The sequence below is a fragment of the Pseudomonas sp. FW305-20 genome, from assembly GCF_058788075.1.
Genome location: NZ_JBYTAJ010000004.1, coordinates 36863 through 59999, shown reverse-complemented (window position 1 = coordinate 59999; position 23137 = coordinate 36863). Strand labels below are relative to the sequence as shown.

Below are 23137 nucleotides of genomic sequence, written 5' to 3'. Positions count from 1 at the left end.
GACATACAGAATTTACGACTGCTGCGCAGCCGAACGCAGGCTTCGCCAGCTGCTACAGGGATCGGTGCGGCTACTTGCGCATCACGTCAGTAAATAGCTCCGACTCCAGAAACCGCTGCAACCAGGCCTGCAAACGGCGATAGGGCGATTGCCCAAACCACTCGCGATCCACATGGGCGAATTGCCGCACGAACGGCATCAGTGCCACATCCGCCAGGCTCGGATGCTCGGCCAGCAAGTAGTCGCGTCCCTCCAGCAACTCATCGAGCCTGCGCAAAAACACCTCGCCCTCAGCTCGATAAACCGTCATTGGCTGCTCGGGGTATCGCTCGGCGTACTTGTAGCGATTCAGGTGAACCTTGAACACCTGGTCGTTTTCTTCAATCAGCTCGGTGATCAGTTGCTGGCCGACAGGATCATCCTTGAGCAACCAATCCTGCGGATCGTTCTGCGCCAGGGCCCAGTTCATGATCGCCAGGCTTTCATCGATCACCTGACCGTCGACGCTCAGCACCGGCACCGTGCCTTTGCTCGACAGCGCGAGCATTTCGGCAGGTTTGGCCTTCAGGCTGACCTCGACAATGTTCACCGCAACCCCGGCGTAGCGCAGGGCCATGCGCGCCCGCATCGCGTAGGGGCAGCGGCGGAAGGAATACAGCGTATTCAATTCACCTCCAGCGTACTCAGGCCGTTGCCCTGACGGCGCACCTGAATCTGCACTGGAATCCGTTCGTGCATTTCCTGCACGTGTGAAATCACCGCGACTTTTCGTCCCTGCGCCTGCAAGCCGTCGAGCGCATCCATGGCCAGTTGCAGGGATTCCGGATCGAGGCTGCCGAAGCCTTCGTCGATGAACAACGATTCGATTTTCAGCGTGCTCGATGCCATCGATGCCAGACCGAGCGCCAGGGCCAGCGATACCAGGAACGTCTCGCCGCCGGACAACGAATGCACCGAACGCAGTTCATCCCCCATCTCGGTGTCCATCACCAACAACCCGAGCATGCTGCCGCCACGTTTGAGGCGATAGCGCCGCACCAGTTGCCGCAACTGAACATTGGCGTGATGCACCAGCAGGTCGAGGTTGTAGGCCTGGGCGATCTTGCGGAAGGTGTCGCCCGTGGCCGAACCGATCAGTGCATTCAAACGTGCCCAGCGCTGGTATTCGGTGTAGGCGTCGGCGATCTGCTGCGCAAGGGCCTGATTGGCGTTTTGCCGGCGCTGATCCTCGGCCTGTTGGGCGCGGAGTTCGGCGCAACGGTGTTCGCTGGCAGTGAACAGGTTTTGCAGCTCGACAAGCGCTGTCGCCAGTTGTTCGGCGTCGAGATTGCCGTTGTGTTGTGCCTGGTGATTGAGCAGACGTTGATCGCGTTCCTGCAACAGGACTTTGGTCTGTTCGATGGCTTTTTCGCTTTGCTGCAATTGCTGGCGCAGTTCGCTGACCTGCTGGTCGTCGACACTCAGCAGAGCTTCCAGGCCACCGTCATCCAGTTCCGGATGCAAAGCGCGCCAGTCGGCTATCTTGCCGCTCAGCTCGCGATCTTCAGCTTCCAGTGCCTGCGCGCGTTCCTGCTGGGCCTTGAGTTCGGCGCCCAACTGCACCAGCCGCGTACGCACGGCTTGCAGTTCCTGATTGGCGGTCGCCTCGGCATTGCGCGCCTGTTCGACGGCTTGATCCAGTTGCTGCTGCCACTGCTCGGCGCTGTTGTGTTCGCCGAGCAATTGCCTGAGTTTTTGTTGGCAGGCCTGTTGCTGGTCGGCGAGGGCGGTGAACTGCTGGCGGGCCGTTTCCAACTGCTGGAGGCGAGTGAGTTGGCGGTCCTGTTCTTTCTCCAGCGTCTGCTGCCGTTGTTGCTGTTCGCCCAGTTCATCGCGTTGCTGATCGAGTTGCTCCAGGCGCTGGCTGATCTGCCGGTCCAACTGCATGAAGGTCGCGGCCGGTTCGTTGCGCAGCGCTTGCAGCGTATCGGCCGGGAGCAGGGTGCTGAACGCCGTCAATTCCTCGTCCAGACGCTGGCGATCGCTGCTCAACTCACGTTGCTGGTTGGCCAGGTGTTGGGCTGCTTGTTGGCTCGCCGCTTCAGCGCTACGCAGTTGCTGTTGAAGGCGCGCGGCGTCTTGCTGCAAGGTGAGCAGGGCGGTTTGCCGTTGTTCGTCTTGAGCGATGCTTTGGTTCAACTGATTGTTTTGCTGCATCAGCCAGGCATCGCGTTTAGCCGCATCCTGCGTGAGCAGCTGCGCAGCTAACGGATGTGCTTCAAGGCTCGGCGCCAGGCTCTGTTGCTGGGTCGCGAGGTGTTCTTGTTGCTGCAGCAACTCCTTTTGCTGGGCAATCACGCCGCCCACTTCAGCGCGCAGGTCAGTGAGCTGTTCTTTCAGCAGGTCGACGGCTTTTTGGGCGTTGGCCTGTTCGCTTTCATCATGCCGGCCAAGGCTCTGCAGCAGGGCTTCGGGCTGATGATAAGGATGGTCGGGGCTGCCACAAACCGGGCATGGCTGATCGTCCTGCAGCTGCTCGCGCAGTTCTTCGACGCTGGCGCTGCGAGCCAGGCGCTGGCGTTCCAGCAGTTCGCGGGTGACGGTCAGGGTCTGTTCGGCGACGAGCAATTCGCTCTTGGCTTTCACACCCTCCTGGGTCAGACGTTCTCGTTCTTGCTGAGCGATCATCTGACGCTGCTGGAGCTCGGACGCGCGTTTGTCCAGTTCCTGCTGACTGGCCCACAGGCGCGTCAGTTCCTCTAAGGCCCGCTGCTGCTTGCGGTTATCTTGCAACAGACTCCCGAGAATCTGGATCTGCTCGGCCACCGCTTCCGGTTCGGCGCCGGCCTCCTTGTACAGCACTTCAAGGTTCTGGCGCTGAGTGGACAGGTCCTCGGCAGCGCGAGCGGCGCTTTGTTCCAGGGCGGCCAGCTCGGCCTGGCCCTTGTTCAGGCGATTGCCGATCAGCATCAGCTGTTGCAGGCGATCACGGTAGGCGTTCCAGGCATCGCTCAAGGGCGCCAGAGGGGTGCTTTGCTCAAGCTCCCCGGCAATCCGCTGCAAACGCTCGGCGACCTGTTTCTGTTGGTCGAGCAAGCCTTGGATCGTGTTTTGGCCCTGAGTGCAGGCCAGTTCCGCGTGCTGCTTGAGGTCGGCACTGAGACTGGCATCCTTGACCAGACGGGCGAGGGTGCTTTGCTCTTCGAAGGCCTGACGCAGCAGCGGAGCGCTTGAGGTGTGTTGGCTTTGCGCCTCGACCAGCGCGGTCTGCGCAGTGCTGAGGCTGTGTTCGAGTTGCGTCTGGCGCTCGTTCAGCTCGATTTGCTGTTGGGTGTGCTGCTGAATCTGCGCGGCCAGCGGTGTGAGCTGGGCGGTGAGCTCAGTCTTGCGGGCGAACTGGTGCCGTTGCGGGGCCAGTTGTTCCAGGCGAGTCAGCTTCAAGCGTTCGCCGGACAGGCCCTCCCAGTGCTGCCGGGCCGCTTGCAGTTGTTCGGTGGCGCTCTGTTGTTCGTCCTGTAACTGACGCAAGTCCTTGAGCCAGGTGTGTTGCAGTTCCAATTGCTTGAGTTGCGCTTGCTGGGTCTTGAGTTGTTGCTGAGCCTCGTTGAAGCGTTCATCGAGTTCCGCCCGGGCCTCCGGCGACAACGGCGTCACGCCGGTGGCCTGGTCCTGCAACAGTTTGTGGGTGTCGCGAGCCTCTTTGGTTTTGTCGAACGCCCGGCGACCGAGGCGCGTATACAACGCGGTGTCGGTGAGTTTCTCCAGCAGTTCGCTACGTTCGTTGTCGTTAGCCTTGAGGAACGCACTGAATTCGCTTTGAGCCAACAGCACCGCACGGGTGAATTGCTCAAAGTTCAGGCCCAGTACAGATTCGAGCTGGGTTTTGAATTCAACTTTCTGACTGGCCAGCAGTTGATCCAGATCGATGTCGCGCAAGCTCTGGCGACTGGCTTGCAGCTTGCCTCCGGCCTTTTCGCGGGCGCGATTTGCTTCCCAGCGAGCGCGGTAGCGACGGCCATCGATGCCAACGAAATCGACTTCGGCATACCCTTCACCTGTGCCACGACGCAGCAACGTGCGCGGGTCGCCGGTGCTGATCTCGCCGTCGGCGTCTGGAGCTTTGGCAGACACCTGGGCATTGCTGAGCCGAGGCACAGCACCGAACAGCGCCAGGCACAAGGCGTCGAGCAAGGTGCTTTTACCGGCGCCGGTCGGCCCGGTGATCGCGAACAGACCGGCGCTGGCCAGCGGCTCAGCGGTAAAGTCGATTTCAAAAGGCCCGGCCAGTGAGGCGAGGTTTTTCAGGCGGATCGCGAGGATCTTCATGGTTGTTCGCTCTCCATCTGCACGTCCTGCAATAGCTCGGCGAAGTCCTTGAGGGTTTGCTCGTCGACCTCGCTGCCGTAGTTGTCCTGCCAGGCGCGGCTGAACAGTTCCTGAGGTGAGAGCTGGTCGAGTTCGATCAAGGTCGTGCCGTCATCCACGCCGTCGCGGCTGCCGTTGCCGGCGTATTCAGCGGCGATCCGCACCAGACGCACGGCTTTGCCTTGCAGGGCGGTTTCCACTTGATATCGCAAGTCCGGTTGCGGCTCATCGAGACGCACCCGAACTTCCAGCCATGGCTGGCGCTGGATATCGGCCAGCAGATCGATGTTGGGCAGGTCGGCCAGTTGCAGGAGGATTTCCGCCAATGGCGCGGGACCGATGCGTTGCAGATTCACCGCCCGGGGGATCAGTTTGGGTTCGACGCTGACCAGGGTTTCGCCTTTCAGTGTGATGTCGAGAATCTGGTGCTGATAGCCAATCTCGGAGAACGACAACGGAATCGGCGAGCCGCTGTAGCGGATGCGCTCTTCACCGTTGACCTTCTGCGGCTTGTGCAAGTGACCGAGGGCGACGTAACTGATGCTTGGCCCGAACAGGCTGGCGGGCAGTGCTTCGGCGTTGCCGATGATCAGGCTGCGCTCGGAGTCTTCCGACACCGAACCGCCGGCCATGTGCGCGTGGCTGATGGCGATCAGCGCTTGTCCCGGTTTGCGCTTGGCATTGGCCGCTTCGATCAGCCATTCGTGAACCTGACCGATACCGCGCAGGTAGTTGTCACCCAAATGCGCGCCAGTCACCTCGGCGGGGCGCAGGAACGGCAGCGCCAGGCACCAGGCGACGGTTTTGCCTTTGGCATCCGGCAATGGCAGCAGCAGGCGCTCAGCGTCGAGTTGACCGTCATCCAGCCACAGCACACGACCCAGCGCATGCGTACGCAAACGCCGCATCAATGGCGCGGGCAGTTCGATCCGCGAACCGGAATCGTGGTTGCCGGCGATCATCACGATAGTCAGCTTCGGCTGTTGTTCATGGGCACTGACGATGAAGTCATAGAGGCGTTCCTGGGCTTTGACCGGCGGGTTGACCGTGTCGAAGATATCGCCGGCAATCAGCAGCACGTCAGGCTGGTCCAGCTTCAGCTGGCGCAGCAGCCATTCGAGAAAGCAGGCGTGTTCGAAATCGCGTTCCTGGCCGTGCAGGTTTTGCCCAAGGTGCCAGTCGGAGGTGTGAAACAGACGCAAGGTGAACTCCGTAGGAAATAAGGTGATGGCCGCGAGGAAAATGATGGCGGCTAAAGGGGAGGGAGTTTACTGGCAAACACGTTGCAGGTGGTCAACACCACAACCCTGTAGCAGCTGGCGAAGCCTGCGTTCGGCTGCGCAGCAGTCGTAGAACCAGCTTGCATGGCTTGTCTGATACACCGCATGTGCCGATTTTACGACTGCTGCGCAGCCGAACGCAGGCTTCGCCAGCTGCTACAGGGAATGCGGTGGCAGTGGTTATTTGGGGTAGAGCGGCGGGAGGCCACTGTCGCCCACCGGGTCCTGAACCCGCTCGGCAATTGGAATCGCCTTGATCGCCCGCCACAGGTCTTCACCTTGCCAATGCTGGCCGGTTTCGCTGTAGAGCGCGCCGTTCAAGCCATCGAGGGCGTCGGACAACGGCACAAAGCGCGCCGCCATATCGGCCAGGGTTTCCGGTTGTTGTCGGGCCCAGGCGTCGAGGGCCTGGCGGGTGGCGTGGGAATCGTTGGCCTGACAGGCGCGCTTGAGATCGTCGAGCACGGTGCGCGGGCTCGGGCCAGTCTGCGCCGCGCGCAGGATCGCCGGTTGCCAACGGGCGCGCCACCAGAGGCCGAAGCCCAGCAGAGTGGTGCAGGCCAGGATCAAGGTGCTGAGTTTCCACCACCAGAGGGCTTCGTTGTCGGCCGCGGAAAAGACTTGAGGCATGCCGGTCGGGGTGTCGACCATCAGGCTCGGATTGTTCGCCACCGGTAGGGTTTGAGCCGGCAGGCTGCTGTGATCGAGGTGGTCCTCGAAGGTGTTCCACCAGACGACTTCGACCGCTGGCAACTCGATTGCGCCAGCACGCGTTGGCACCAGGGCTTCGCGGTCTTCGCGGCTGCCGATCAGGCCGCGCTCGCTGTTCTGATTGCCCAGCACCGGTTGATCCGGGTAGCGGCGCAAGCCGTTGACGTCGGTGGCAGGCAGCGGCGGCAACTGCGAACTGTCCAGGCCTTCAGCCTTTACGGTCAGGCTGCGGGTCAACGAATCACCCACCTGCGCATGCCCCGGTTCCGGGTTCCAGCTTTCGCTCAGGCTGAGGCTACGGGCCGGCAGCCACGGCACGTCGGCCGGGTAGGAGGCGGGTTTGGCCTTGACCGTCAGCAGGATCTCGGCGGAGCTGACACGCATCAGTTTGCCGGATTTCGGTGCCTGCGCGACGGCGTCCTTGGCAGGCTGTGCGTCCACCAGTGCGGCATTGAATACCTGCGGTGGAATGACCAACTCACCGCTGTGTTGCGGGTAGATCGCGTAGCGCTTCTCGATAACGCCGTGACGCAGGCCATTGATGTCTTTTTCGTAGGTGCGCGCCTCGCCCAGTTGCTCGATGCGCACATCGGGGATTTGCAAAGGGGGCAGGCTGCTGTCGTCGTACAGCGACACCGAATGGTAGATACGCAGGGTCAGGATCGCCTGGGCTTGTACGTACACGCTGTTTTGATCGAGGCTGGCGTCGATGAACACCGGAGCCTGTTTGGTCGGGCTGTCCTGGGTTTCGGTTTCGACCACTTGCACGCTAATCGACTGGCTCTGTACGTCCCCCAGTTGCAGTGACGGAATCACCACGCTGCCGTTCTGCCGAGGTAGCAGGGTAATGATCCAGCGAGTGGTCGCACGGTTATCGCCGTTCAGGGTGGTCAGCTGGTTGACCTGACGGCTGCCGCGCACTTCGAACAACGCCTCCAGCGGTGTCAGATCAGGCTTGCCGAACTGCGTGACATCGTTGGTTTCCAGGGTCAGTTCAACCGTTTCGCCGCTGTTCAGGCGACTGCGATCCACACTGGCGACCAGCCCCGCAGCCTGGGCCTGAACAGTGCAGAGCAGCAATGCGAACGAGAAAGTGGTGAAGCGGGTCATCGAGTTTTTTCCTGATCCTGATGTTGTTGCTGTTCGTACCAGAATTTGCGCCTGAGCAATTCACCCGGGTCATCCGGGATCTTGCGCAGCCATTGTTCCAGCGCCTGGCGCTGTTCGCCATCGATGCTATCGTTGGCCGGGCGCATTGGTGGTCGGGTGCTGTCTTCATTCCCCAGCTCGCTGCCCGGGACTTCGTTGGTGCCGGTTTTCGGCGGCGTTTTGCTCTGTGGGTCTGAGTCCGCCGTGGTTTGTTGGCCGTCGGTTTTCGGTTCGCCCTCATCCAACGCTTGCGTGGTCGCGCCCGGCGGCGGTTCTTGCGTGGGGGGCTCGGTCTGGTTGTCAGTGTTTTTGTCCGGATCAACGGGCGGTGAAGTGTTTTTCTGCTTGAGCAGGCTTTCCACCAACGCTTTGTTGGTCAGGGCCGGACGCAAATCCGGTTGACGCTCCAGCGCTTGATCGTAGGCATCCAGCGCGGCTTCCAGCTCACCGCTTTTGGCCAGGGCGTTGCCACGATTGTAGTGGGCGTGGGCGTCGCTGCCTTCGGCGAACCGCTGGGCGGCACCGCTATAGTCGCCAGCTTCGTAGCGCGCGACACCTTGCCATTGTCGATCTTCGAAATGCTGCGCAGCCTCGGCCGGGCGCTTCTGCTTGAGCAAGATCAGACCTTGTTGGTCTGCTCGCAGCCACAAATCTTTGAAGTCGAAGGCATAACTCGGTTGTGGCAGTAAAAACAGCAGGGGCAGGCAGAACAGCCAGCCGCGACGACCGGCGCACGCCGCCAGCAGCAGCAACGGCAACAATAGCCAGTAACCCTGATCGGCCCATGTATCGAGGCGCAAGGTCTGGCCGTCGTTGCGCAGCATGCGTGGCCCCTCGAGCAAGCCGAGGGCGCGCAGGTCGGCATCGTCCAGGCGTGCGTGGGTATAGCGTCCGTCCAGGTCGTTGGCAAAGGCTTTCAGGCTTGGCTCATCCAGATGCGGCACCAGAATCGCGCCCTGATCGTCTTTCAGAAAACTGCCGTCCTCCTGGGTAATCGGCGCGCCTTCGGCAGTGCCGATGCCAATCATCAGAAATTGTGTCGACTTGCCGTCCAGCGCCTGCTGGATCCCCTGGCGTTCCAGTTCGGTCAAGGTTGAGCCGATCAGCAGGATCCGCCCCTCGCCGAGGGCACCCTGTTCCAGCAGGGCAAGAGCCTTGGTCACCGCCAGATCGGCGCGATGTCCCACTTGGGGCATCAGCGAAGGCTTGAGGGCATCCAATAGATTGCGGCTGGTCGACAGGTCATCCGACAGTGGCACCAGCGTGTGAGCGCTGCCGGAGTAGACGATGATCGCGGTCTGGGCATCGCTGCGGTTTTCCAGAAGATCGAACAGCTTGCGTCGGGACTGCTCCAGCCGGTTGGGGGAGACGTCGGTGGCGAGCATTTCCGGGGTTAGCTCCAGGACCACGACCAGCGGATCGGCGGGTTTCTGGCTGGCTTGCTCGACACGTTCCCAGCTGGGTCCGATCAGCGCCAGAACGGTCAGCACCCAGGCACATCCCAGGATGACCCACGGCAATTTGCTGTCGCGACCGTTGCCGCCACTGAGCAACGCGGCATGGAAGGCCGGCGGCAGAATCATCTGCCAGCGCCCGGCGCGTTTCTGCCGATGCCAGAGTTGCCAGAGCAACCAGCCGAGCAATGGCAATAACAGCAACCACCAGGGGCGGAACAAGTACGGCCAGAGCGCGCTCATCGGCGCCTCCGCAGGCGCAGGCGCTTGAGCCGCTGGCGCCAGTCAGGCAGTTGAGTTTGCAAAAGATCCTTGGTGAACAGTCGCCGCAACGGGTTATCAGGCCAGCGCTCGCGAACCACCAGCAGCATGCTCAATAGCAACCCCATTGCCAAAGGCCAGTGGTACAACGCCTGAGCCGGGCGGGCCTGAGTCGGTTGCTGGGTTACCGGTTCCAGTTTGTCGAGGGTGTCCTTGATCGCTTGCAGCTCCTTGTCATCATGGGCGCGAAAATACCGGCCACCGGTGGCTTCGGCGATCGCCATCAAGGAGGGTTCGTCGAGGTCGAGGCTCGGGTTGACGCCCAGAAAACCCAACGTGCCGCTTTGCTCCGGATCGGCGCCGATACCGATCGTGTAGATTTTCACGCCTTCGCTGGCTGCCAGGCGCGCAGCCGTGAGCGGGTCGATTTGGCCACCGTTGTTGGCGCCGTCAGTGACCAGAATCAGTACGCGACTTTGTGCCGGGCGTTGGCGCAGGCGTTTGAGGGCCAGGCCGATGGCATCACCGATGGCGGTGTTCTTGCCGGCGATGCCGATCCGCGCCTCGTCGAGCCACACGCGCACCGTGTGCCGGTCGAACGTCAGCGGTGCTTGCAGATAGGCCTGGCTGCCGAACAGGATCAGGCCGACGCGATCGCCGTCGCGACTTTCAAGGAAGTCACCGAGCAAGTGCTGTACCAGTGTGAGACGACTGACTTCTTCGTCCTGCCATTGCATGTCGGGGAAATCCATCGAGCCGGACACGTCGACCGCTACCAGCAGATCGCGACCGCTGGCGGCGATGGGCAGCGGTTCGCCAAGCCATTGCGGTCGCGCCGCGGCGATCAGTAGCAACAGCCACAGCAGAATGAACGGTGCCTGTTGGCGCCAGGCCGGCAGGTTGGCTCGGGCGCGGCGGCGGACCAGGCCTTCGAGGTCGCCGAGGAAACTGACTTTGAGCGCCGGCTCGCCACTGTCGGCGACAGGCAGCACGATGCGCATCAGCCACGGCAGCGGCAACAGGGCAAAGATCCACGGCCAGGCGAACTCAAACATGTTTACGAATCCAGGTGTCGACCGCTTGAGTCAGGCCGGCAATGGCCTTGTCGTCGAGCTTGCATTCAGGTTTGTAGGCGCCTTCGACCAGCACCATCCAGCGGGTCAGGCCGGCGGCCGGGCAGCGATTGTCGAGGAATGCCAGCCATTTGCGCCCATTGAGGGTGTGGCTCTGGCTGTAGGGGTAATGGTTGCGGCACAGGCGTTTGAGCAAACCGTTGAGTTGCTGCAACCAGGCACCGGCCGGAGCACCGTCGTAGGGTTTGGGCATGCGCGCGAGTTCTGCCAGCGCGGCGAGGCGTACCGGGTCCAGCGGTTGTTCGGCGCGCACGATCGGGCGTTTGTTCAGAAGGAAAAGCCTTGCCTTCCACAGACCGAAACCGACGAGCGGCAGTAACAGCAGCAGCAACCACCAACCCGGTGCCGGTGGCCAGAATTCGATGGGCGGCGGGGAGATCAGCGGTTGCAGTTGATCGAGGCTGCTCATCGGCCTTTCCCCGGTTTCTGCGGGTTCAGGTACTCGCGCAGTTGCTCGACCATCTCGCTCTGGGTGCTCAGGGGCATCAGCAATACCCGCAGCTTCTGCGCCAGCAATTCCCAGCGAGCGAGGCGCGCTTCAGCCTGGGCGCGATAGGTCTGGCGCAGCTCGAAATTCAGGGTGTCGAGTTCCAGTTGCGCACCGCGTTCGGCAAAACGTAAAAGTCCGGCGGCGGGCAGGGCGTGATCGAGAGGGTCGGATACCGGCAGCAGCAATAGATCGCAATGCCGCGACAACAGGCTCAGCTGTTGTTCGGCGCCCTCGGTCAGGGTGCGTTCGTCGCAGATGATGATCACCAGGCTGCCGGGACGCAGTACCTCCCGGGCGCGACGCAGGGCAATGTTGAAAGCGTCCCGGTCCGGCTCGTTTTCCGTGTGCAGCGACTGATTGACCCGCACCAGACGGTTGAGCAATTGCAGCAGGCTCTGTTTGCTGCGTCGTGGCTTGATTTCATAATGCTCGTTGTTGCCGAACACCAGTCCGCCGACCCGATCGTTATGACCCAGTGCGGCCCAGCCGATCAGGCTCGCGGCCTGGGCGGCGAGCACTGATTTGAACATCAGCCCCGAGCCGAAAAACAGTCGGCGACTTTGCTCGACCATGATGAAAATCGGCCGCTCGCGCTCTTCATGGAACAGCTTGGTGTGGGGTTCCTGGGTGCGGGCGGTGACGCGCCAGTCGATGCTGCGCACGTCATCGCCGGCCTGATAGACCCGCACCTGATCGAAATCCACCCCGCGCCCGCGCAGTTTGGAGTGGTGCAGGCCGATCAGCGGGCTGCGCTGGCTCGGTGTGGAAAACAGTTGCACTTCACGCACGCGATGGCGCATCTCGATCAGCTCGGCAAGGCTGACACGGATGCCCGGTTCGGGCGGCAGGATGGCTTTCATCGGGGTCAAGCGACGGCTACGACGTCGAGAATCCGCTGGACCACCCGGTCCTGGTCGATGCCCGCGGCTTCGGCTTCAAAGGAAAGAATGATGCGGTGGCGCAGTACGTCGAACAGCACCGCTTGAATGTCTTCGGGGCTGACGAAGTCGCGCCCGGCCAGCCAGGCGTGGGCCCGGGCGCAACGGTCAAGGGCAATCGAACCGCGCGGGCTGGCGCCATAGGCGATCCACTCGGCCATCTCCGGGTCGAACTTGGCGGGGGTGCGGGTGGCCATGACCAGTTGCACCAGGTATTCCTCCACAGCGTCGGCCATGTACAAACCGAGGATTTCCTTGCGCGCGGCAAAAATCGCCTGCTGGCTGACCCGGCGCTCGGGCTTGGTTTCGCCGTTCAGCGCTTCACCACGGGCCTGTTGCAGGATCCGACGTTCGACGGCGGCGTCCGGGAAGCCGATTTTCACGTGCATCAGGAAGCGGTCGAGCTGCGCTTCGGGCAATGGATAGGTGCCTTCCTGCTCGATCGGGTTTTGTGTGGCCATTACCAGAAACAGCGGCGACAGTTCGTACGTGCTGCGCCCGACGCTGACCTGGCGCTCGCCCATGGCCTCGAGCAGGGCCGATTGAACCTTGGCCGGGGCGCGGTTGATTTCGTCCGCCAGCACCAGGTTGTGGAAGATCGGGCCTTGCTGGAACACGAAGCTGCCGGTTTCCGGGCGATAGATCTCCGTACCGGTGATATCGGCGGGCAGCAGGTCGGGGGTGAACTGGATGCGATGGAACTGTGCTTCGATGCCTTCGGCAAGTTCTTTGATGGCCTTGGTCTTGGCCAGGCCCGGAGCGCCCTCGACCAGCATGTGGCCGTCGGCGAGCAAGGCGATGAGCAAGCGCTCGATGAGTTTTTCCTGGCCGAGAATCTGCGTTGAAAGAAAGGTTCGCAGCGCTAGCAGCGCTTCACGATGTTCCATCGATGACTGTTCCTGGAAAGGTGACCGAAGACGTTCGAATAACGCCAGGGCTGGGGGCGTTACTTTAATCTATCGCGGGGGGCGGCGACTAACGGCATTTTGTGCAAAGTGCGGGAATTGATTGGCGAAATTGTTTGAATTTTGTAGGACCCAGAGGCTGGTGGTGTTCTTTCGGGCCTCATCGCGAGCAGGCTCGCTCCCACATTGGAATTGTGCTGGACGCAAATTTTGCATCCGCGGGAGCCCCCCTGTGGGAGTGAGCCTGCTCGCGATGAGGCCGGTTCAGGCACTACAGAACTGGTTTATACAGGTGCCAGTGCCCCTTGGGATGTTCTGCAATGTCTCCCACATTGGAATTGTGCTGAGTGCAAATTTTGCATCCGCAGGAGATCCCCTGTGGGAGTGAGCCTGCTCGCGATGAGGCAGGTTCAGGCGCCCGAGATTCTGAAGCTCAGAGCTGGCTTATATAGGTGCCAGTGCCCTTGAGAATGTTCTGCAATGTCTCTTCCACTTCAGCCAGATCGCTCGCATCAGTGCTGTGAATGATTTCCAGCGAATCATCACCATTGAGCGCATCGGCGTCAGCGGCGGCGATTTCGATCAGCAGGCGGGTAGGGCTGAGGGTGACTTTTACGCCGTCCAGCGTTGAAGGCTCGTCGCCGAGGCTGATGTCCAGCGCATCCTCGTCCGGGTAGCGGGTCATCAGGAACATATCGCCCTGATCGCTGTGGCAGCAGAGCATGGCCATGTTGTCTTCTTCGTCGTCGCACGGGTTGACGATCAAGAGGGCGGTGGTCATTTGCATGGGGAATTCCTGGCTCGACGAGCGTTGTGAAGACGAACAAAGGGCGATTCTGCCAGCCCTCGGGAATTTCTGCTCGCCTGAGTGTCTGAGGATGTGTCATGAGCATCCAGGGTGTTGCTGGTCATTTCTGGTACGGATGTGCCGCAAAACCAGGCTTGAACCCACCGTTTTGCCGTGCGGCTGCTAGTGTTGTTCGATGCACAAGGCGCAAGCTGCGTACCGATGACCGAATATGTCGCAGCGCTGCAAGCACGGGCCTTGCCGCACTGGTTAAGCTGCGCAACGGATGAGCACCTGTAAAGGCATTGCGCTGTACCTTGCCCAGTCGTTTTTGCAGATGCCCATTCATGGAAGGTGAATGTGACCTGAGTGTCTCGTCCAGCTTCACCCACCTGTCATCCTGTTTCCTCTGCCCGAGAATCAGGAACAGGGTGACGGATTGCCCCGAAAGGGGTTTGCACGCGACGCTTCCATCAATAACAAGCCCAAGCGGAGTACCACAGATGGCGTTCTTCACCGCAGCCAGCAAAGCCGACTTCCAGCACCAACTGCAAGCGGCACTGGCCCAGCACATCAGTGAACAGGCACTGCCACAAGTGGCGCTGTTCGCGGAACAATTTTTCGGCATCATTTCCCTGGACGAGCTGACCCAGCGTCGGTTGTCCGACCTCGCCGGCTGCACCCTTTCTGCGTGGCGCCTGCTTGAGCGCTTCGATCACGCGCAACCGCAAGTGCGCGTCTACAACCCCGATTACGAACGCCACGGCTGGCAGTCGACCCACACCGCGGTCGAAGTGCTGCACCACGACTTGCCATTTCTGGTGGACTCGGTACGCACCGAGCTGAACCGTCGCGGCTACAGCATCCACACCCTGCAAACCACTGTGCTGAGCGTGCGTCGCGGCAGCAAGGGCGAGCTGCTGGAGATCCTGCCGAAAGGCACCCAGGGCGACGACGTTCTGCAAGAGTCGTTGATGTACCTGGAAATCGACCGTTGCGCCAACTCGGCGGAACTGAATGTCCTGAGCAAGGAACTGGAACAGGTTCTCGGTGAAGTCCGCGTTGCGGTCGCCGATTTCGAACCGATGAAAGCCAAGGTCCAGGAAATCCTCACCGGCCTGGACAACAGCCAGTTCGCTGTCGATGCTGAAGAAAAAGCCGAAATCAAAAGCTTCCTGGAATGGCTGGTGGGCAACCACTTCACCTTCCTGGGCTATGAAGAGTTCGTGGTTCGCGATGAGGCCGACGGCGGCCACATCGTCTACGATCAGGACTCCTTCCTCGGCCTGACCAAATTGCTGCGCACCGGCCTGACCTACGATGACCTGCGCATCGAAGACTACGCCGTGAACTACCTGCGCGAACCGACCCTGTTGTCGTTCGCCAAGGCTGCACACCCAAGCCGTGTACACCGTCCGGCTTACCCGGATTACGTGTCGATCCGTGAAATCGACGCCGACGGCAACGTCATCAAGGAATGCCGTTTCATGGGCCTGTACACCTCCTCGGTGTATGGCGAGAGCGTGCGGGTCATCCCGTACATCCGCCGCAAGGTCGAGGAAATCGAACGTCGTTCCGGCTTCCAGGCCAAGGCTCACCTGGGCAAGGAACTGGCGCAGGTGGTTGAAGTGCTGCCGCGCGACGACCTGTTCCAGACCCCGGTCGACGAACTGTTCACCACCGTGATGTCGATCGTGCAGATCCAGGAGCGCAACAAGATTCGCGTGTTCCTGCGCAAAGACCCGTACGGTCGTTTCTGCTACTGCCTGGCCTACGTGCCGCGCGACATCTACTCCACCGAAGTGCGCCAGAAGATCCAGCAAGTGCTGATGGATCGCCTGAAAGCCTCGGACTGCGAGTTCTGGACTTTCTTCTCCGAGTCCGTGCTGGCCCGCGTGCAACTGATTCTGCGTGTCGATCCGAAAAACCGTCTGGACATCGACCCGGTTCTGCTGGAAAAAGAAGTCGTGCAAGCCTGCCGCAGCTGGCAGGACGACTACGCAAGCCTGGTGGTCGAAAGCTTCGGCGAAGCCCACGGCACCAACGTGCTGGCCGACTTCCCGAAAGGCTTTCCGGCCGGTTACCGCGAGCGTTTCGCCGCGCATTCGGCTGTGGTCGACATGCAGCACCTGTTGAGCCTGAAAGAATCCAATCCGCTGGTGATGAGCTTCTATCAGCCATTGGGTCAGGTTTCCGGTCAGCGCGAGCTGCACTGCAAGCTGTATCACGCCGATACTCCGCTGGCGTTGTCCGACGTGTTGCCGATCCTGGAAAACCTCGGCCTGCGCGTGCTGGGTGAGTTCCCGTATCGCCTGCGTCACAACAATGGCCGCGAGTTCTGGATTCACGACTTCGCGTTCACTGCCGCTGAAGGCCTGGAACTCGACATCCAGCAACTCAACGACACCTTGCAGGACGCGTTCGTCCACATCGTGCGTGGCGATGCCGAGAACGATGCGTTCAACCGCCTGGTGCTGACCGCCGGCCTGCCATGGCGCGACGTCGCGCTGCTGCGTGCCTACGCCCGTTACATGAAGCAGATTCGCCTGGGCTTCGACCTGGGTTACATCGCCAGCACCCTGAACAACCACACCGACATCGCTCGCGAATTGACCCGGTTGTTCAAAACCCGTTTCTACCTGGCGCGCAAGCTTACCGGCGACGATCTGGAAGACAAGCAGCAACGCCTGGAGCACGCGATTCTCAGCGCACTGGACGACGTTCAGGTACTGAACGAAGACCGCATCCTGCGTCGCTACCTGGACCTGATCAAGGCCACCCTGCGGACCAACTTCTACCAGACCGACGCCCACGGTCAGAACAAGTCCTACTTCAGCTTCAAGTTCAACCCGCACCAGATTCCAGAGCTGCCGAAGCCAGTACCGAAGTTCGAAATCTTCGTTTACTCGCCACGCGTCGAAGGCGTGCACCTGCGCTTCGGCAACGTTGCTCGCGGTGGTCTGCGCTGGTCTGATCGTGAAGAAGACTACCGCACCGAAGTCCTGGGCCTGGTAAAAGCCCAGCAAGTGAAGAACTCGGTCATCGTGCCGGTGGGCGCCAAGGGCGGCTTCCTGCCGCGTCGCCTGCCACTGGGTGGCGGTCGAGACGAGATCGCGGCCGAGGGCATCGCCTGCTACCGCATCTTCATCTCGGGCCTGTTGGATATCACCGACAACCTGAAAGACGGCGCGCTGGTACCGCCGGCCAACGTCGTGCGTCATGACGACGATGACCCGTACCTGGTGGTGGCAGCGGACAAGGGCACTGCAACCTTCTCCGACATCGCCAACGGTATCGCCATCGACTACGGCTTCTGGCTCGGCGATGCGTTCGCATCGGGCGGCTCGGCCGGTTACGACCACAAGAAGATGGGCATCACCGCCAAGGGCGCGTGGGTTGGCGTTCAACGTCACTTCCGCGAACGCGGCATCAATGTCCAGGAAGACAACATCACGGTAGTTGGCGTCGGCGACATGGCCGGTGACGTGTTCGGTAACGGCTTGTTGATGTCCGACAAGCTGCAACTGGTCGCAGCGTTCAACCACCTGCACATCTTCATTGACCCGAACCCGGAGCCGGCGAACAGCTTCGCCGAGCGTCAGCGCCTGTTCGACCTGCCGCGTTCGGCCTGGTCGGATTACGACACCAGCATCATGTCCGAAGGCGGCGGGATCTTCTCCCGTAGCGCGAAAAGCATCGCGATTTCCCCGCAGATGAAAGAGCGCTTCGACATTCAGGCTGACAAGCTGACCCCGACCGAACTGCTGAACGCCTTGCTCAAGGCACCGGTGGATCTGTTGTGGAACGGCGGTATCGGTACGTACGTCAAAGCCAGCAGCGAAAGCCACGCCGATGTCGGCGACAAGGCCAACGATGCACTGCGCGTGAACGGCAACGAACTGCGCTGCAAAGTCGTGGGCGAGGGCGGTAACCTCGGTATGACCCAGCTGGGTCGTGTCGAATTCGGCCTCAATGGCGGCGGTTCCAACACCGACTTCATCGACAACGCCGGTGGTGTGGACTGCTCCGACCACGAAGTGAACATCAAGATCCTGCTGAACGAAGTGGTTCATGCCGGTGACATGACCGACAAGCAACGTAACCAGTTGCTGGCGAGCATGACCGACGAAGTCGGCAACCTGGTGCTGGGCAACAACTACAAGCAGACTCAGGCATTGTCCCTGGCGGCACGCCGCGCCTTCGTGCGGATTGCCGAATACAAGCGCCTGATGAACGATCTGGAAGGCCGCGGCAAGCTGGATCGCGCCATCGAGTTCCTGCCGTCCGAAGAAGCGATCAACGAGCGTCTCGCGGAAGGCCATGGCCTGACCCGTGCAGAGCTGTCGGTGCTGATCTCCTACAGCAAGATCGACCTCAAGGAAGCGCTGCTCAATTCCCTGGTGCCGGACGACGATTACCTGACGCGCGACATGGAAACCGCTTTCCCGCCGACCCTGGTGAGCAAGTTCTCCGACGCCATGCGCCGTCACCGTCTGAAGCGTGAAATCGTCAGCACCCAGATCGCCAACGATCTGGTCAACCACATGGGCATCACCTTCGTTCAACGACTCAAAGAGTCGACCGGCATGAGCCCGGCGAACGTGGCCGGTGCTTACGTGATCGTGCGTGACATCTTCCACCTCCCGCACTGGTTCCGTCAGATTGAAGCCTTGGACTACCAGGTTTCTGCCGACGTGCAACTGGAGCTAATGGATGAGCTGATGCGTCTGGGCCGTCGCGCTACGCGCTGGTTCCTGCGCAGCCGTCGCAACGAGCAGAATGCTGCCCGTGACGTCGCGCACTTCGGTCCACATCTGGCAGCGCTGGGCCTCAAGCTCGACGAACTGCTGGAAGGCCCGACCCGCGAAGGCTGGCAGACCCGTTATCAGGCGTACGTTGCGGCTGGCGTTCCTGAGTTGCTGGCGCGCATGGTTGCAGGCACCACTCACCTGTACACCTTGCTGCCGATCATCGAAGCGTCCGACGTGACCGGTCAGAACCCCGCCGACGTGGCGAAGGCTTACTTCGCCGTGGGCAGCGCGCTGGACATCACCTGGTATCTGCAACAGATCAGCGCTCTGCCGGTTGAAAACAACTGGCAGGCCCTGGCTCGTGAAGCGTTCCGCGACGATGTCGACTGGCAACAACGTGCGATCACCATCTCTGTCCTGCAACAGGGCGACGGCACCCAGGACGTGGAAACCCGTCTGGAGCTGTGGATGGAAGAGCACGAAGGCATGATCGAACGCTGGCGCGCCATGCTGGTAGAAATCCGTGCCGCCAGCGGCACTGATTACGCCATGTATGCGGTGGCCAACCGTGAGTTGCTGGATCTGGCGTTGAGCGGTCAAGCGGTAGTGCCAGTCACTGCCACTAGCATTGCCAGCGCTGAGTTGGAGCCGGCTGCCTGATCAGGCGCTGAATGAAGAAGCCCCGCATTGAGAGATGCGGGGTTTTTTTTGCCTGATATTTTTGTGGCGTTTGGTCGGGCCTCATCGCGAGCAGGCTCACTCCCACATTAGTTTGCATCGTACACAGAACTAATGTGGGAGCGAACCTGCTCGAGATGGGGCCATTTGCCTCAATACAACTTTTGACCTGTTGTGTTATCGATCATCGACACTTTATCTGTCGGCCTGGTCAATAAATTACTGAGCGACCGGTCAAACTTCTGCAGCGCCCGAACTTGCACATTCTGTTGTTCGTTTATATCGGCAACGATCTCTTCGCTGCGCTTATAGTCCGCCCATATCGGACTCAGTTCTTTAGCGTCATGACCTTGCGCAGTGCCGATGTAGTTGAAGTTGGAATCGTAGAACGACGCGCTGACATTCGCGCTGATATCCGAACTGCGCGAGGTCATCAATTGACTGCGCGTATCGACGATGGCGACCACGTCCGGTTTAGCGGCCCTTAGACTTTGCATGTCCGGGTACACCGTCACCGAGCCAAACTGACGTTGCAAGGATGCTTTGACCCAGTCCACCGCCAGGTCCGGTTTGGAGGTGGCGACGTAAGCGTCGTGAATCGACTGCACCAACAGGCTCTGGCCGAAACCGGTGCCGGCGTTGGCCTGGTAATCCTGAAGGTAGGCGCGGTTGGTTTGAGTGTTGCGGCTGTACACGATGCCCAGGGACACGTTGCTGCCATTGGTGATATGCGTGGCGCTGCTGCGGCCCACCGGCTCGGTGAAAATGCCGTCGAGCGAAGAAACAGCCTTCGGTGCAGTGGGAATAGAACAACCCGTTAAAAGAACCGTCATCGACAAGGTACTGACAAGTGCAAGTTTCATGGTGTTTCTCCCGTGAAACAACTTGAGTCGGAAAGTTAATAGGTCGGACACAGTTGGGGAGATTCCAGACTAAACCTATCGTCATTGAATGAGTTGGCCAATCACCGTACTTGTGAGGCGACTACTAGTTTTGTTTGGTTTAAAAGCCCCCGGTTAATTACGCCGGGAAATAAAAAGGCCCGAATGCTTAATTCGAGCCTGTTTATTTATGGCTGACGTAACAGCTATCAGTTTTCCAAAGGGATCAATATTTTTTCTTCTGGCGCTAACACCATAAACACCAACAGTTTGGCGGGTTTGCTGGTACTGGCATTTTTCGAGACCAAATGCTCCGAGCCGGCCGGTTCGTACCAGTATTCACCGGCCTTGTACGTGATCGCCTTTTCGCCTTTGACCTGGGAAATGATTTCTCCCGAAAGGACGTAAGCCATGGCCGTGCCCTCGTGCTTGTGGGCGATGGATGATTGGCCGGGTTTGTAATCGACTTCGATCATCAGCGCTTTTTTACCCGGCGCGTTTTTCAGCATCTGGTCCTGCAACACCGTGACCTTTTCCGAAGGGGCGGCTTCGTGAGCGTATGTCGCGGCGCAAAAGGTCAGGGCCAGGGCGGCGAGGGGCGCAGCACAGTAGCGGAAGGCGTTCATGGGTTATCACCTGCTGTGGTTAGTGGCAGGGACCACAGTAAGTCTCGGCCGACGCCAATCAAACAGCCAATTTTCCTGAAGGCGAGGGGGCCAATCATGGGCGTTGAAACAACAAGATCGCCGCCTCCAGCCACTTCTGCAGAGGTACCCATAGCCCTGCAGGAGTAGCCGAAGGCGGCGATCTAATTTCTAAACGATAGGAAAGCTGTTGAAATCGACGCTGTTGGCCAGGCGGCTGTCGATCAGGCCGATAAAGCCTTGGACTTCAGGGCAGTTGAAGTGCATTTGCATGGCCGCTTCCGATTGCCAGCGGGCGCTGACCGTCCAGCGGTTGTCGTCCTCGGGGCAGCGGTCGACCATATAGGAATCACAGCCCGGTAGTTCGCGCAGGGTGTCGACAATCTTTTGCAGTTGCTTGCCCAGTTCGTCCGAGCGGCCGGCGGCGGCCTGCACCTTAACGGTATTGATCACTTCGTTGGACATTGCTCACACTCCTGAATCAGGCCGGACGAATCCTGCTCATTGAGGGATAACGTTTATGCAGGATAGGCCTGCATCCCCGGACCACCAATAGCCAATCGCGGGATAAAAACGCAGACCAATCCGTCAGGCAACCTGCTGCAAAATGTCCCGCAGGCGGTCCAGGGCGATGTCGATGTCGAGGGTTTCGATGGCGCCAAAACCGAGGAAAAGCCCGGACTGCGGCGCTTGTTGATAGAAAAAACTGTCGATGGGATACACCCCGACTTCGACCTTTTTCGCCAGGTCGATCACCAACGGAATATCGATAGACACTTTGCACATAACCACCATGTGGAACCCGGCAGTAGTCGGCACCGCCTCGAGCCACGGCGACAGATCGCCGGCCATGCGTTCGAGAATCCGCTCACGACGCCCGGCATAGATCGTATGGCAGCGCCGGATGTGCTTGAGCAGACAGCCTTCGGCGATGAACTTGGCCAGCGCCCATTGGGGCAGGGTGGAGGTGTGCAGGTCGGTGAGCTGCTTGGCGCGAATGACCGCGTCGAGAATCGCCGGTGGCAGGACCGCATAACCCAGGCGCAACTCCGGTAGCAGGGTTTTCGAAAAGGTCCCGACGTAGGCGACGATGCCGCGTTCGTCCATGCTTTGCAGCGAGTCGGTGGGCCGGCCTTCGTAGCGGAACTCGCTGTCGTAATCGTCCTCGATGATGATCGCACCCAACTCATGGGCTCGTTCCAGCAGCGCCACCCGGCGCGCCTGGCTCATCGGCATGCCGAGGGGGAACTGGTGCGACGGCGTGACGTAGATCAGGCGGGTGCCGAGGGGGATCTTGTCCACCTGAATGCCTTCCGCGTCCACCGGAACGCCGATCACCGTGGCACCGTGGGTCCCGAACAACAGGCGAGCGGGCGGATAACCGGGGTCTTCCATGGCGACGATGCTGCCGGGACGCGTGAGCACCCGGGAAATCAGGTCCAGCGCCTGTTGCGCGCCATTGCACACCACCACGTCTTCGTCCTGACAATTGACCCCGCGAGAAAACGCGATGTGCCGGGCAATCGCATTGCGTAACGCCGGCAGGCCTTCGGGCAGGCTGTAGAAGCCCTTGGACGCGGCGATCTGGCGCAAGGCGTGAGCGGTGCAGCGCCGCCAGTCATCCTGGGGAAACTGGCCCTTGCTGGTGGCGCCACCGATGAAGTCATAGCGCAACGAGCCTTCCAGCGTCGGATGGCGCAGGAACACCGGCAGGTTGCGCCAGGACTCGATGACCTCGGCACTGGCCAGCTCCGAATGGCTCTGTTTGCGGGTGATTTTTGCCGGTCGGGCGTTGACGTAGGTGCCTTTGCCGATGACCCCAGTGAGGAAGTTTTCGTAGGTCAGTTGCGTGTAGGTATCGGAAATGGTCTTGCGCGAAATGCCCAGTTGTTCTGCCAGCAAACGGCTGGGCGGCAGCTGCGTCCCGGCTGCCAGACGACCGGATTCGATGGCGCTGCGCAGTTGGTTGTACAACTGGCCTGCCAGGTCCTTGCGGCCGTTGATGACAACGTGAAGTTCCATACCAGCGAGGCTCCTGGGGCGATTGAGGCGCGTGTGCGTCGGGCCAGATTACCCGCATGAACGCCTGCGCAAAAGTTGCGTGGGCGAAAAACCTCCGATTGGTCTGGTGCCTGAGTGGTCCATGGGTATTTCGCAGAATTGGATCTGTAACGCCTGTGTATCAACGCCTACCTTGAGGGGCACACATTCGATCCGCGAGGTCACTTCATGAACGTCCGCCTGGATTACTACAGCGCATCGCCCAAGGCGATGAAAGCGATGATTGCCATGGAAGCCTTGACCAGCAACCTCAGCATCGAGCCGCCTTTGCTGCACTTGATCAAGATTCGTGCCTCGCAGCTCAATGGCTGCGCCTTCTGCACCGACATGCATTCGGTGGATGCCCGGCGACTCGGCGAGACTGACCGTCGCTTGTATTCGATCGTGGTCTGGCGCGACAGCGGCTTCTTCAATGCGCGAGAGCGCGCGGCGCTGGCCTGGACCGAAGCCGTCACCTTGCTCGCTGAAAGCCATGTGCCGGACGACGTCTACGCGCAGGCTCGGGAGCAATTCAGCGAAAGCGAAATGGTCGACCTGACCATCGCCGTCACCACCATCAACAGCTGGAATCGCCTGGCGGTGAGCTTTCGACAAACCCCTGGAGGCTGAATCGATTTTCCACCCCGAGTGTCACGTCAGGTTCATAAACCCTGCGCAGGATGAGGCTTTC

At 60.5% G+C, this 23137-nt stretch carries 16 protein-coding genes; 2 read left to right on the top strand and 14 right to left on the bottom strand.

Features of this window, described 5'->3' with window-relative positions:
• Window positions 1-70: 70 nt before the first annotated feature.
• The 10 genes from AC3WP4_RS04895 to AC3WP4_RS04850 all read right to left on the bottom strand — a co-directional run bounded on the left by AC3WP4_RS04895 (window position 71) and on the right by AC3WP4_RS04850 (window position 13452).
• Window positions 71-667 (bottom strand): glutathione S-transferase, encoded by a 597-nt coding sequence (locus tag AC3WP4_RS04895; protein WP_102614366.1) that lies wholly within the window; start codon window positions 665-667, stop codon window positions 71-73.
• Window positions 664-4305 carry an AAA family ATPase gene (locus AC3WP4_RS04890; RefSeq protein WP_102614365.1) on the bottom strand — a complete coding sequence of 1214 codons (3642 nt, stop codon included), beginning with the start codon at window positions 4303-4305 and terminating at the stop codon, window positions 664-666. The genes AC3WP4_RS04895 and AC3WP4_RS04890 overlap by 4 nt, the downstream gene beginning before the upstream one ends.
• Window positions 4302-5546: an exonuclease SbcCD subunit D C-terminal domain-containing protein gene (locus AC3WP4_RS04885; protein WP_102614364.1), complete on the bottom strand. Its 1245-nt coding sequence runs from the start codon at window positions 5544-5546 to the stop codon at window positions 4302-4304. Before AC3WP4_RS04885 ends, AC3WP4_RS04890 begins: the two co-directional genes overlap by 4 nt.
• 258 nt (window positions 5547-5804) lie before the next feature.
• Window positions 5805-7445, bottom strand: coding sequence for a BatD family protein (locus AC3WP4_RS04880; protein ID WP_074876864.1), 1641 nt, complete (start codon window positions 7443-7445; stop codon window positions 5805-5807).
• The gene (locus tag AC3WP4_RS04875; protein WP_102614363.1) at window positions 7442-9181 is read right to left on the bottom strand and encodes a tetratricopeptide repeat protein; all 1740 of its coding nucleotides are present in this window, start codon (window positions 9179-9181) and stop codon (window positions 7442-7444) included. The genes AC3WP4_RS04880 and AC3WP4_RS04875 overlap by 4 nt, the downstream gene beginning before the upstream one ends.
• Entirely contained in the window at window positions 9178-10254 is a 1077-nt protein-coding gene (locus AC3WP4_RS04870) for a vWA domain-containing protein (protein ID WP_102614362.1), read from the bottom strand. Before AC3WP4_RS04870 ends, AC3WP4_RS04875 begins: the two co-directional genes overlap by 4 nt.
• A complete protein-coding gene (locus AC3WP4_RS04865) occupies window positions 10247-10741 on the bottom strand; it encodes a DUF4381 domain-containing protein (protein ID WP_102614361.1) in 495 nt (164 codons plus the stop codon). The genes AC3WP4_RS04870 and AC3WP4_RS04865 overlap by 8 nt, the downstream gene beginning before the upstream one ends.
• Entirely contained in the window at window positions 10738-11682 is a 945-nt protein-coding gene (locus AC3WP4_RS04860; protein ID WP_074876855.1) for a DUF58 domain-containing protein, read from the bottom strand. Before AC3WP4_RS04860 ends, AC3WP4_RS04865 begins: the two co-directional genes overlap by 4 nt.
• A 5-nt stretch (window positions 11683-11687) precedes the next feature.
• Entirely contained in the window at window positions 11688-12647 is a 960-nt protein-coding gene (locus AC3WP4_RS04855; protein ID WP_008150800.1) for an AAA family ATPase, read from the bottom strand.
• Window positions 12648-13098: 451 nt separating this feature from the next.
• Window positions 13099-13452 (bottom strand): hypothetical protein, encoded by a 354-nt coding sequence (locus tag AC3WP4_RS04850; RefSeq protein ID WP_074876853.1) that lies wholly within the window; start codon window positions 13450-13452, stop codon window positions 13099-13101.
• A gap of 503 nt (window positions 13453-13955) precedes the next feature.
• Here AC3WP4_RS04850 and AC3WP4_RS04845 point away from each other — a divergent pair.
• A complete protein-coding gene (locus tag AC3WP4_RS04845; protein WP_102614360.1) occupies window positions 13956-18863 on the top strand; it encodes an NAD-glutamate dehydrogenase in 4908 nt (1635 codons plus the stop codon).
• A 170-nt stretch (window positions 18864-19033) separates the two neighbouring features.
• On the opposite strand, the gene AC3WP4_RS04840 is transcribed toward AC3WP4_RS04845, so the two are convergent.
• The 4 genes from AC3WP4_RS04840 to pdxR all read right to left on the bottom strand — a co-directional run bounded on the left by AC3WP4_RS04840 (window position 19034) and on the right by pdxR (window position 22428).
• Entirely contained in the window at window positions 19034-19744 is a 711-nt protein-coding gene (locus AC3WP4_RS04840) for an ATPase (protein ID WP_074876849.1), read from the bottom strand.
• A gap of 227 nt (window positions 19745-19971) precedes the next feature.
• Window positions 19972-20388, bottom strand: coding sequence for a cupin domain-containing protein (locus AC3WP4_RS04835; protein ID WP_102614359.1), 417 nt, complete (start codon window positions 20386-20388; stop codon window positions 19972-19974).
• Window positions 20389-20577: 189 nt separating this feature from the next.
• The gene (locus AC3WP4_RS04830; protein ID WP_008150809.1) at window positions 20578-20871 is read right to left on the bottom strand and encodes a putative quinol monooxygenase; all 294 of its coding nucleotides are present in this window, start codon (window positions 20869-20871) and stop codon (window positions 20578-20580) included.
• Window positions 20872-20994: 123 nt separating this feature from the next.
• Window positions 20995-22428, bottom strand: coding sequence for a MocR-like pyridoxine biosynthesis transcription factor PdxR (gene pdxR / locus AC3WP4_RS04825; protein WP_074876845.1), 1434 nt, complete (start codon window positions 22426-22428; stop codon window positions 20995-20997).
• A gap of 207 nt (window positions 22429-22635) precedes the next feature.
• On the opposite strand from pdxR, the gene AC3WP4_RS04820 reads away from it, so the two are divergent.
• Window positions 22636-23076: a carboxymuconolactone decarboxylase family protein gene (locus AC3WP4_RS04820; RefSeq protein ID WP_102614358.1), complete on the top strand. Its 441-nt coding sequence runs from the start codon at window positions 22636-22638 to the stop codon at window positions 23074-23076.
• Window positions 23077-23137 lie beyond the last annotated feature (61 nt).

Coding starts and splice junctions, on each gene's coding strand:
- AC3WP4_RS04865 (WP_102614361.1), bottom strand. CDS start 10,741: ATGAGCAGCCTCGATCAACTGCAACCGCTGATCTCCCCGCCGCCCATC.
- AC3WP4_RS04890 (WP_102614365.1), bottom strand. CDS start 4,305: ATGAAGATCCTCGCGATCCGCCTGAAAAACCTCGCCTCACTGGCCGGG.
- AC3WP4_RS04870 (WP_102614362.1), bottom strand. CDS start 10,254: ATGTTTGAGTTCGCCTGGCCGTGGATCTTTGCCCTGTTGCCGCTGCCG.
- AC3WP4_RS04835 (WP_102614359.1), bottom strand. CDS start 20,388: ATGAACGCCTTCCGCTACTGTGCTGCGCCCCTCGCCGCCCTGGCCCTG.
- AC3WP4_RS04845 (WP_102614360.1), top strand. CDS start 13,956: ATGGCGTTCTTCACCGCAGCCAGCAAAGCCGACTTCCAGCACCAACTG.
- AC3WP4_RS04840 (WP_074876849.1), bottom strand. CDS start 19,744: ATGAAACTTGCACTTGTCAGTACCTTGTCGATGACGGTTCTTTTAACG.
- pdxR (WP_074876845.1), bottom strand. CDS start 22,428: ATGGAACTTCACGTTGTCATCAACGGCCGCAAGGACCTGGCAGGCCAG.
- AC3WP4_RS04880 (WP_074876864.1), bottom strand. CDS start 7,445: ATGACCCGCTTCACCACTTTCTCGTTCGCATTGCTGCTCTGCACTGTT.
- AC3WP4_RS04860 (WP_074876855.1), bottom strand. CDS start 11,682: ATGAAAGCCATCCTGCCGCCCGAACCGGGCATCCGTGTCAGCCTTGCC.
- AC3WP4_RS04820 (WP_102614358.1), top strand. CDS start 22,636: ATGAACGTCCGCCTGGATTACTACAGCGCATCGCCCAAGGCGATGAAA.
- AC3WP4_RS04875 (WP_102614363.1), bottom strand. CDS start 9,181: ATGAGCGCGCTCTGGCCGTACTTGTTCCGCCCCTGGTGGTTGCTGTTA.
- AC3WP4_RS04830 (WP_008150809.1), bottom strand. CDS start 20,871: ATGTCCAACGAAGTGATCAATACCGTTAAGGTGCAGGCCGCCGCCGGC.
- AC3WP4_RS04850 (WP_074876853.1), bottom strand. CDS start 13,452: ATGCAAATGACCACCGCCCTCTTGATCGTCAACCCGTGCGACGACGAA.
- AC3WP4_RS04855 (WP_008150800.1), bottom strand. CDS start 12,647: ATGGAACATCGTGAAGCGCTGCTAGCGCTGCGAACCTTTCTTTCAACG.